Origin of the sequence: uncultured Phocaeicola sp. (assembly GCF_948499155.1) — a bacterium.
GTDB lineage: Bacteria > Bacteroidota > Bacteroidia > Bacteroidales > Bacteroidaceae > Phocaeicola > Phocaeicola faecalis.
The window spans coordinates 23,584-34,525 of sequence record NZ_CAOOSE010000034.1; the positions used below are offsets into that span (position 1 = coordinate 23,584).

The 10,942-nt window shown below is 38.9% G+C and carries 9 protein-coding genes; 6 read left to right on the forward strand and 3 right to left on the reverse strand.

Annotation, left to right across the window (positions count from 1 at the left end; genetic code table 11):
- Together QYT14_RS17045 and QYT14_RS17050 are read right to left on the reverse strand one after the other, a co-directional pair.
- Positions 1-678: a hypothetical protein gene (locus QYT14_RS17045; RefSeq protein WP_258972467.1), complete on the reverse strand. Its 678-nt coding sequence runs from the start codon at positions 676-678 to the stop codon at positions 1-3.
- Positions 679-683: 5 nt separating this feature from the next.
- Positions 684-1,724, reverse strand: coding sequence for a CHC2 zinc finger domain-containing protein (locus QYT14_RS17050; RefSeq protein WP_258972469.1), 1,041 nt, complete (start codon positions 1,722-1,724; stop codon positions 684-686).
- 660 nt (positions 1,725-2,384) lie between these two features.
- Between QYT14_RS17050 and QYT14_RS17055 the strand changes: the two genes are divergently transcribed.
- From QYT14_RS17055 to QYT14_RS17080, 6 genes are all read left to right on the forward strand, one after another.
- Positions 2,385-2,594: a helix-turn-helix transcriptional regulator gene (locus QYT14_RS17055; protein ID WP_117462627.1), complete on the forward strand. Its 210-nt coding sequence runs from the start codon at positions 2,385-2,387 to the stop codon at positions 2,592-2,594.
- A gap of 119 nt (positions 2,595-2,713) precedes the next feature.
- A complete protein-coding gene (locus QYT14_RS17060; RefSeq protein WP_258972472.1) occupies positions 2,714-5,542 on the forward strand; it encodes a type I restriction endonuclease subunit R in 2,829 nt (942 codons plus the stop codon).
- A 7-nt stretch (positions 5,543-5,549) separates the two neighbouring features.
- A complete protein-coding gene (locus tag QYT14_RS17065; RefSeq protein WP_117879139.1) occupies positions 5,550-6,230 on the forward strand; it encodes a GIY-YIG nuclease family protein in 681 nt (226 codons plus the stop codon).
- 6 nt (positions 6,231-6,236) lie between these two features.
- Complete coding sequence (locus QYT14_RS17070) at positions 6,237-7,790, forward strand: type I restriction-modification system subunit M (RefSeq protein WP_258972477.1); 1,554 nt, start codon at positions 6,237-6,239, stop codon at positions 7,788-7,790.
- A 19-nt stretch (positions 7,791-7,809) separates the two neighbouring features.
- The gene (rhuM, locus tag QYT14_RS17075) at positions 7,810-9,213 is read left to right on the forward strand and encodes a RhuM family protein (protein ID WP_258972479.1); all 1,404 of its coding nucleotides are present in this window, start codon (positions 7,810-7,812) and stop codon (positions 9,211-9,213) included.
- 8 nt (positions 9,214-9,221) lie between these two features.
- Complete coding sequence (locus QYT14_RS17080) at positions 9,222-10,316, forward strand: restriction endonuclease subunit S (protein ID WP_289307265.1); 1,095 nt, start codon at positions 9,222-9,224, stop codon at positions 10,314-10,316.
- Here QYT14_RS17080 and QYT14_RS17085 read toward each other — a convergent pair.
- Positions 10,309-10,942: restriction endonuclease subunit S (locus tag QYT14_RS17085; RefSeq protein ID WP_289741009.1), on the reverse strand; the 634-nt coding region annotated here is incomplete at its 5' end. The genes QYT14_RS17080 and QYT14_RS17085 overlap by 8 nt on opposite strands.

Genomic DNA, 10,942 nt, shown 5'->3' on the forward strand with positions numbered 1-10,942 from the left:
CTATTTTGACGATAATGTCTGTATTAATCGATTAAGCTCTGAGAATGCCTTATATAAGTTGCTCTGTAGTCCGCTCCCATCGCTTTTGCCACACTCAAATGTACCCTTATCAACTCTTATACAAAAGTCGTATTTTGGGGTCATTTCCCTAAATAACCTATCAAAGTTATCCATGTTAATCTTCACATCGTAAATAACATCCTTTGATAACGTTATATTAAGAATTTCTCCAAATTCAACAGCGATCTGCTGGTCCAGTTTGATAACAGGAAGAACCTTGATATCAGATATAACTGCGTTCAGGAATTTACACCATTGTCCAAGCATATTATCAAATGATTGTATATTGTCTTTAAAATATCCAAACCCATATTTGAAATGATGATTCGAGGCAATGTATAGAAGAAGGCCGTTCATATAATCATACTTGGCGTTTTTCCTTCGCTCTATCTGATTTTCTAAATCATAATCCATCAATAAATTCAAGAATAATAGCTTCTCTACTCTATGTCTTACCTCTCTCTCTTTAGGCGATGACTGTACTCCTTCATCAATCATACCGATCTCATCTACATTCATTGATTGGGCATTACTATTGATGAACAATTTGTATAATACCTCTCTATTCAAGTCCTTAAATAAAACTTGTTCGAGATTACTGGGGTATATGTTTTCCATATTGTTTAATCCTTTGTAATCTTTAGATAATAATCACAAAAATCTTTAACACCGCTTGGAAGTTTAATACTTTTTACTTCGCACCCGAATCTGAGCATAAGTCGATATAACTTTATGAAAGCATCATTTCCTGCCTTATCCTGGTCAGCTATCATATAAAGATTGTAGTTTTTTAGTTTGGTAAGATCTTCAGTTGGTAACGAAGTCGCACTAGGCAGTGCTACACTATCATAACCTACTGATAACATGGCTAAACAGTCTGTTATGCCCTCAGTAATAAAAAGTCTTGCACCATGTTGCATTGATTCCAAAATTGGGAGGTTATATAATCTAATCGATGAGCCACATATTCTTTTAAATCTTGGTATGTGAAAATCTGGATTATCTTTTCCCAAATATCGAGTCTGCAAACCTATTAGATTATTACTCTCATCATAGTAAGGAATGATTAATGAGGGTGCATCAATAGTTAGATATTTTCCATTCGATGTTAACACCTTCGCTGTTTTTAATCGATTTATTCCGAATTGAACTTGTATTATATCTTTTAAACTATTCACGTTATCAATAGAATGAATCTTGGAGGACTCAATTACATCACTTTTAATTTTCCTCTGACTTCGTAAAAAATTAATTCCTGTCTTTGTCAGGGTTGTGTGTTCCATTATAAATTCAGCAACCTCTCGATCGAAAAGAGGTGAAACGTCATTAGTTGATTCCCTTCGGGGTAGATTTATAACAGAATCTTTCCATCTTGCAGACCGTCTTTCAACAGAAGGGATGTGAACACCATATTCATTAGCCAGAATTATACAAGCCTCAACGAAAGATACAGAGAATTTTTCTTGAATAAAAGTTATTGCGTCTCCACCTATATCGCATGAAAAGCATTTCCAATGATTATTTCTAAAGCCAAGACTTGCAGTACGGTCATTATGCTTAAAACAATGAGCCATATGTTTTTTGACATCAAGTCCAAAGCGTTTGGCGGCATCTTCACAGTTAATTTCGTGAAGTTGTCTAATTATTTCATCAGGTATTCTCATTTTGATATTTATTCAAATTTTTAGGCACTTATTCGGGAATAGATGAGCTAACCAATATTTATACTTTTCTCGGTATATGTTTGTGCATTTCTACACAAGAGCAATGGAGGAGACTCTTCGACTGCGCCCAGGATGACAGATACTCTGTCAACTCAATGAATGCACAAATTCATTTCGATTGAAGCATAAACTAACCATTATGAGGGTTATTATTTATTCGGTGTAACCTTTTACTACATCAGTGTGATGATTCTAATCGTTCAGCCATTCGAAAATATCGAATAACTTAAATGCGACAATATTATATGTAAGCATTTAAGTCATTTCTTAGCCGTTTTTGTGCGTAATAATCTTCTATCATTTTATTGAATTCATCCATTGATATTTCTCTCTCTATATGTTTACGTGCCATTTCAATAAGGAAGCCGAAATCGTGAGATTATCAACAGCCTGTAAACCAATAGATGTTCGCCAAAGTTTGGCACGTTCACGTTTATCTGCGTTTTCATCATTTAGGTATTTGTCAAATATATGCATGATCTTATTTGTTTTTTTGAGTTTTATGCCCAAAATTGAGCTACGTATGATGCAAAAGTACAAAAACGATTCCGATTATCGAATATAATTCACTATATTTGCATCATAAAATCGTATCAAAGAATGAAACTTAATAGAATAAAGGCTGTCCTTTCAGAAAAAGGAATTTCCCAGACATGGTTGGCAAAGAAGCTCGACAAAAGTTTCAGCATGGTTAATGCCTATGCGTGTAATCGGATTCAGCCTAATTTGGATACTTTACAGCAGATTGCAGAGATACTACAAGTTGATTTAAAGGATTTGATAACGGATAAAAAGGAACGATTACAATAAAATCATGCCTGATGTTTTTTTGATTCATTCGCAACTTTTATAGAAGTGAATAACATTGACCATCAAAATACAGGGCAATAAGATAAACAAGTAGTAACTACTTATTATAAAGTGAGGATATGTCAATACAAAGCGAATCGGCATTGGAAGCCGGACTAATAGCAACTCTTCAACAAATGGACTATGAATACGTTCAAATTGCAGAAGAAGATAATTTGTATGCCAATTTCAAACGACAGTTGGAAATCCACAACCGTAAACGGCTGGAGGAGCATGGGCGCAGTGAGTTTACAACAGAAGAGTTTGAAAAGATTCTCATATACCTTGAAGGTGGCACTCGCTTTGAAAAGGCAAAGAAACTCCGTGACCTCTATCCTCTTGATACAGCAGACGGACAACGTATTTGGGTTGAATTTCTCAATAGGCAGCAGTGGTGTCAAAATGAGTTTCAGGTTTCTAACCAAATTACAGTTGAAGGTCGCAAGAAGTGCCGCTATGACGTGACTATTCTCATCAACGGTTTGCCATTGGTGCAGATAGAGCTGAAACGCCGTGGAGTTGAACTAAAACAAGCATACAATCAGATACAGCGTTATCACAAGACTTCATTTCACGGACTATTTGACTACATCCAGTTGTTTGTCATTTCCAACGGTGTAAACACTCGCTATTTTGCAAACAATCCAAATAGTGGCTATAAGTTTACATTCAACTGGACGGATGCTGCCAACCATCCGTTCAACGAATTGGACAAGTTTGCCGTGTTCTTTTTGGAGAAATGTACGCTTGGCAAAATCATTGGGAAATACATCGTATTGCATGAAGGCGATAAATGCTTGATGGTACTTCGTCCTTATCAGTTCTATGCCGTGGAAAAGATATTGGATCGCGTGCAGAACTCCAATGACAATGGTTATATCTGGCATACAACTGGTGCGGGAAAAACATTGACCTCTTTCAAGGCAGCGCAACTTGTATCAGAATTGGATGATGTGGATAAGGTGATGTTTGTTGTTGACCGTCACGACCTAGACACACAAACGCAATCGGAATATGAAGCATTTGAACCGGGAGCTGTGGATGGTACTGATAATACAGACGAACTTGTAAAAAGACTTCAAAGTAATTCCAAGATTATCATCACCACCATTCAAAAACTGAATGCCGCAGTTAGCAAGACATGGTATAGCAACAAAATAGACGCTATCCGCCACTCTCGTATCGTGATGATATTTGACGAGTGCCATCGCAGTCATTTCGGGGACAGCCATAAGAAGATTATGAAGTTCTTTGATAATGCCCAGATATTCGGTTTTACGGGTACTCCTATTTTTACTGAAAATGCCGTAGATGGACATACAACGAAAGAGATATTTGGCAACTGCCTTCACAAATATCTCATTAAGGATGCCATTGCCGATGAAAATGTACTTGGCTTCCTTGTAGAGTATTATCATGGAAATGAGGTCGTTGATAACGACAATCAAAGTCGTATGGAAGAAATTGCCAAGTTTATCCTTAACAATTTCAACAAATCCACATTCGATGGTGAGTTTGATGCCTTGTTTGCCGTACAATCGGTGCCTATGCTTATCCGATATTACAAGATTTTCAAAGCACTAAATCCTAAAATTCGTATCGGGGCGGTATTTACATACGCTGCCAATAGCAGTCAGGATGATGAGCAGACAGGTATGGGTACGGGACATTATGTTAGTGAAAGTGTAGGTGAGGCAGATGAATTGCAAGCCATCATGGATGATTATAACGAGATGTATGGCACTGCTTTTACCACAGAGAACTTCCGTGCTTACTATGACGACATCAACCTACGAATGAAAAAGAAGAAAGCGGACATGAAGCCGCTTGACCTTTGTCTTGTCGTAGGAATGTTCCTTACTGGTTTTGATAGCAAGAAGCTAAATACGCTCTATGTGGATAAGAATATGGAATATCACGGTTTGCTGCAAGCATTCAGTCGTACCAATCGTGTACTGAACGAGAAGAAACGATTCGGCAAGATTGTGTGCTTTCGTGACTTGAAAAATAATGTTGATACATCCATCAAGCTATTCAGCAATTCCAATAATCCTGAAGATATAGTACGTCCTCCGTTTGAGGAAGTGAAAAAAGAATATAAAGACTTAGCCACTGAGTTCTTGCAGAAATATTCTACACCCAGCAGCATAGACCTTCTGCAAAGCGAGAATGACAAGAAAAATTTTGTGCTTGCGTTTCGTGACATCATTCGCAAACATGCTGAGATTCAGATATACGAGGATTACAGCGAGGATGCAGATGACCTCGGAATGACCGAGCAACAGTTTAACGACTATAAGAGTAAATACCTTGATATAACTGTCGGATTTATCAATCCCCCAGCAACACCCTCTGTCGTAGCGGAAGACCCCGTTCCATACGGAAATGAACAGGGATTGGAAGATATAGATTTCTGCCTTGAGCTTCTACACAGCGACATTATCAATGTGGCGTATATTCTTGAACTCATTGCGGAACTTGACCCCTATAGCGAAGACTATTCAGAAAAGCGTCAGCATATTCTTGATACGATGATTAAGGATGCCGGAATGCGAGGTAAGGCAAAACTCATTGATGGATTTATCCAGAAGAATGTGGATGAGGACAAAGAGAACTTCATGAACGGGCGCAACAAGGCTGATGGTACCAATGAATTGGAAGAACGTCTGAACCAATATATCGTGTCTGAGCGCAACAAGGCTGTATGCGATTTGGCCGATGAAGAACAAATTTCAGCAGATGTACTAAATCTCTATATGAAGGAGTATGACTATCTGCAAAAGGAGCAGCCGGAAATCATACAAAAGGCGTTGAAAGAGAAGCATCTTGGTCTTATCAAAACTCGAAAGGCTTTGACGAGAATAATGGAAAGATTGCGTAATATAATAAGAACCTTTAATTGGGAATAATATACGTATGGCAAAAATAAATGAACCCGGATATGTTTATATTTTGACAAATCCAAGCTTTCGAGAGGATTGGGTTAAAATCGGTAAGAGTTCTCGTCCTGTAGATATTCGTTCAAAGGAATTGGATAATACAGCGGTGCCTTTGCCGTTTGAGATTTATGCAACTATCCAAACCGTGAAATATAATGATGTTGAAAAACATGTTCATAAGACCATAGACCGATTGACGGATTTGCGTATTCGGCAGAATCGTGAGTTTTTCAATGTTCCTCCACAAATAGCATTGGATATATTCAATGATATAGCCAAAATGATTGACGATGCGGTTGTCACTATCTATAAAGACAATAAACCCGTACCTCACCCGGAAAAAGAAAAATCGCCAGAAGCCACAAAACGAGTAGTGAAACGTGGGCGATTTAAATTCAGTATGGTTGGCATCAAGATAGGTGAGACTATTACTTTTATACCTACACGAACTGAGGTGAAAGTGGCAAGTGATGATTCGATTGAATATGAAGGCCGTATTTATAAATTATCACCTTTTGTCGGAACTTTTATGCCCGAAGAAAAACAAAACACTTCTGGAGCATATCAAGGCGCAAAATACTTTTCATATAAGGGGCAAATACTGGATGATATGCGTCGTATGATAGAAAAACAGGAAATTGATAAGAATAAGGAATAAGAGATTATGAGCGAAGAATTACAACAGAAACTCCGCGACCAACTTTGGGAGGTCGCAAACCGTTTGCGTGGTAATATGTCGGCAAGCGACTTTATGTACTTCACATTGGGGTTCATCTTCTATAAATACTTGTCGGAGAAAATAGAAAAGTACGCCAATAGTGCCTTGGTGGATGATGAAATAACCTTCAAGGAATTATGGGAAATGGAAGATGCCGATGCTGTGGAGCTACAAGAGGAAGCCAAGAACCAGTGTTTGGAGAATATCGGCTATTTCATCGAACCTAAGTTCTTGTTCTCGTCCGTAATTGAGGCTATCAAGCGGAAAGAGAACATTCTTCCTATGCTGGAGCGTTCATTGAAACGTATTGAGGATAGCACTCTTGGGCAGGACAGCGAAGAAGATTTCGGTGGATTGTTCTCTGACATAGACTTGGCTTCTCCGAAATTGGGCAAGACGTCAGACGACAAAAACACTCTCGTCAGCAATGTACTTTTGGCACTGGACGATATTGATTTTGGAGTAGAGGCTTCGCAGGAAATTGACATCTTGGGTGATGCTTACGAATATATGATTTCGCAGTTTGCGGCAGGTGCAGGAAAAAAAGCCGGAGAGTTCTATACTCCGCAGGAAGTCAGCCGTATTTTGGCAGAAATCGTATCTATAGGTCACCAGCGTTTGCGCAATGTTTATGACCCAACATGCGGTAGTGGTTCGTTATTGCTCCGTGCTGCAAGTATAGGAAAAGCAGTTGACATTTACGGTCAGGAGAAGAATCCGACAACATACAACCTTGCCCGAATGAACATGCTGCTTCACGGCATCAAGTTCAGCAACTTCAAAATTGAGAATGGTGATACACTTGAATGGGATGCCTTTGGGGATACCCAGTTTGATGCGGTGGTAGCAAATCCTCCGTTCTCTGCCGAATGGAGTGCTGCCGACAAATTCAACACTGACGACCGTTTCAGTAAGGCCGGGCGACTTGCTCCACGTAAGACTGCCGACTATGCCTTTATCCTACACATGATTTATCATTTGAATGAGGGTGGAACAATGGCATGTGTGGCCCCACATGGTGTATTGTTCCGAGGTAATGCCGAGGGCGTTATTCGTCGTTTCCTTATAGAGAAGAAAAACTATGTGGATGCCATTATCGGTTTGCCTGCCAATATCTTCTATGGCACAAGCATACCTACTTGTATTCTTGTATTCAAGAAGTGTCGTAAGGAAGATGATAATATCTTGTTTATTGACGCCAGCAAAGAGTTTGAAAAGGTCAAGACTCAAAACAAGCTCCGTGAGCAGCATATCCGAAAGATTGTCGAAACCTATCGTGACCGTAAGGAAATCGAGAAGTACAGTCATTTGGCTACCTTGAAAGAGGTGGAGGAGAACGATTACAATTTGAATATTCCTCGTTACGTTGATACCTTTGAAGAAGAGGAACCTATTGACATAAAGGCGGTAATGGCTGAAATCAAGGAATTGGAAGCCAAACGTGCCGAACTTGATAAGGAGATTGAGGTATATTTGAAAGAGTTAGGGATTGTAGAATAGTCTAACGGAAATTCGCAAGATGGAAGAAAATGACAATATACCTCAAATGACACCTTCGTTTGAGAATCTACGCCGCAAGGACGAGAACGGGAATGACTACTGGAGTTCCCGCGACCTCTGTGGTGCAATGGGCTATTCCGCTTATTGGAAATTCCAACGGGTTATTGATAAAGCCATCAAGGTTGCCGTAGAGAAAGGGATGAACGTGGACGAACATTTCAACCAAGCGGTTGACATGGTAAAGATAGGAAACGGCTCATTCCGCAAAGTGACCATCTTTCGTTTGTCTCGTATGGCAGGTATGATTATAGCGGAAAATGCCGATAATAGGAAAGTGCTTGTCCAACAAGCACGAGACTATTTCGGCCAATCTGTTTCTATGGCTGAGCTTGTTCATAATTCGATAAGTTCCAATATATTGCTATACAAAACAGCCCAAGGAGAAGCCCGTGTAGAAGTCATTTTCAACAGTGAGACTTTCTGGATGTCTCAAAAAAGAATGGCTGACTTGTACAACGTAGATGTGAGTACAATAAACTACCATCTCAAAGAGATATTCAAAAGTGGCGAGTTAAGCGAAAATTCAGTTATTCGAAAAATTCCAATAACTGCCAATGACGGAAAGGACTATAACACGTTAGTCTATAATCTTGACGCAATTATCGCCGTAGGATACAGGGTGAATAGTTATCAAGCGACTCAGTTCCGTATCTGGGCGACGTCCGTACTGAAAGAGTTTATCATTAAAGGCTATGCTCTTGATGATGAACGATTGAAGCAAGGTAAGCACTTCGGCAAGGACTACTTTGACGATTTGCTGGAACGCATTCGTGAAATACGCACATCAGAGCGTAGATATTACCAAAAGATAACAGACATCTATGCAGAGTGCAGTGCGGATTATGATGCAAAATCAGAAAGCACAAAACTGTTCTTCAAGATGGTGCAGAACATGATGCACCTTGCCGTTACTCATCAGACGGCTGCGGAAATCATCTATCAACGGGCAGACTCTGAGCAACCTTATATGGGACTTACCACTTGGAAGAAAGCTCCTGATGGGAGAGTGCAGAAGTCTGATACCATCGTTGCGAAGAACTATTTGTCGGACACAGAACTATCTCAGCTAAATCTTATCACTACAGCTTTCCTTGATACGGCGGAATCTCGTGCCCAACGTCATATTGTTTCCACAATGGACGATTGGAAGAAGTTCCTCCAGCAATATCTTGCCACTATGGGGTATGAACAATGTGATACAGCCGGAAAGGTATCACAAGAGGAAGCGCGAGATAAAGCTTATAGCGAGTACGAGAAATATAAACAGATTCAAGATCAATCATACATTTCGGATTTCGACCGTTTTAATGAGAGCAACGATGGAAACTCATTGCTCCCATTTAACCTTAATCCTTCAAAATAAAGACAACTATGGCAACAGATAATAAAAATAAAGTCCTCAATGTTCCCCATTTGAGATTCCCAGAGTTTAGTGGGGAGTGGGAAAGGAAAAGGTTAAAGGATGTATGCAATATAAGAACTGGCAATAAGAACACCCAAGACAAGTCCGATAATGGAATCTATCCATTTTATGTTCGCTCGCAAATTGTTGAACGAATTAACTCATGGACCTTTGATGGAGAGGCTATTCTAACAGCTGGTGACGGCGTAGGTGTTGGTAAGGTTTTCCATTATTCCACAGGGAAAATCGGTGTACATCAGCGCGTTTACATTCTGAGCGATTTCAAATGTGATGGTAAGTATCTGTATTCATACTTCGCAGGGAATTTCTATAATCGTGTTAAGCGAATGAGTGCTAAAAATTCTGTTGATTCTGTAAGAATGGAAATGATTGCAGATATGCCAATTGCTTTACCGTCTATTGAGGAACAAAAGAAAATAGGACATTTGTTGGCATTGCTTGATGATCGCATCGCCACCCAAAACAAAATCATTGAGGATTTGAAAATACTAAAGTCCGCAATAGCAGAAAGGTTATTCAATTCAACAGATGGTGATATTCTATCTCTTTCAGATGTATGTATCATACAGAAAGGCAAGCAAGTTAATGGTGAAGACCTTTCTGAAACAGGTAAGTTCTATGTTATGAATGGAGGGGTAGAACCATCGGGCTATTATGACCAATGCAACACACCTGCTAATACTATATCTATTAGCGAGGGTGGAAACTCATGTGGATATATACAATATAACAGGGACGCATTTTGGAGTGGTGGACATTGCTATACTCTCAATAATATTCAACCTAATGTTTGCAAGCTCTATCTCTATCACTATTTGAAAAGTCAAGAAAGTTCTATAATGAAGTTAAGAATAGGTACAGGACTACCCAACATTCAGAAAAAAGATTTAGAGAAGTTCCATATCCTTTTGACTTCTAAGGCAATACAGGAAAGTATTTCCGCATTTCTTACAACAATAGACAGAAAAATCACAAATGAAGATATGCTATTACAACGTTTTCAGAAGGGAAAGCAATACCTACTTCGCCAAATGTTTATATGAACATCTGCCGAAGTAAGTATGATTTCTGAATCAACATTGTTTTTAGAATTGCGCTCTCAATAGTTATTTTCTCATCTAATGAAACCATACACATAGCCATTCTATTTTGTTCTTCCAAGCAAGGCAATAATAGTTTGGCTTTATCTATATCCGTGTGATGTAAATGTATAATTGTACTACCTTTGGCATATTTTGCAAACTGATTCTTTGCTATATGATTAAAGAAATAACTAAGATATTGAGCATCGAAGTTGGAATTAACATGTATTCCAAACATGTCACCTCCCAAAATCACACCATCTACATTAATGGCAGAAGGCGCAATTAAGGAAACAGCATCAACTGTTGTAGAAGAAGGAAATAACAAATCCCCTTTTCTGCTTAAAGTCATTCCATCAATTTTTTTAGTATGGCTTTCTACCTTATTTATTATTGCTCCATATGTCGTGAAAAGCTCACCATAAATTATACATGGTACTCCAATCTCAGACAAATCATCTTTTGATAGATTACCGACAGAAAAAGGTTTACCCAACTCCTCGACACGAACACTGTGTTTTTTTACACACCGATAATGCTTTTCAATAATTGCGGACATTTCAGTTACACAATCCTTAATCAAAGGA